The sequence below is a fragment of the Jeotgalibacillus marinus genome (assembly GCF_040801915.1).
In the GTDB taxonomy this organism is placed as follows: Bacteria; Bacillota; Bacilli; order Bacillales; family Jeotgalibacillaceae; genus Jeotgalibacillus; species Jeotgalibacillus marinus.
Map to the genome: position 1 here is coordinate 1 of NZ_JBFMIA010000271.1, position 241 is coordinate 241.

Here is a 241-nt window from a genome sequence, read left to right on the forward strand (position 1 = left end):
ATTCGAAAGTGCATTTTGACGGAGATTCAGCTGCTCGCGTAAGACCGATGAGCGTAATGCTAGCTGCGCTTTCTCAGTTAGGTGTTGAGGTTGAAAATCAAAGTAATGGTTTTTTACCTTTCTCCATAAATGGTCATGGGTCTGTTTCAGGTTCAGAGGTCACAATTGATGCTTCTTCCTCAAGTCAATTTGTTTCTGGTCTACTGTTAGCCGGCGCTAGATTTAATAATGGTTTGACTAT

At 41.5% G+C, this 241-nt stretch carries 1 protein-coding gene; it reads left to right on the forward strand.

The annotated features are described in order from the left end of the window. A partial coding sequence (locus AB1471_RS17820; protein WP_496350348.1) for a carboxyvinyltransferase occupies positions 1–241 on the forward strand: 241 nt, incomplete at both ends.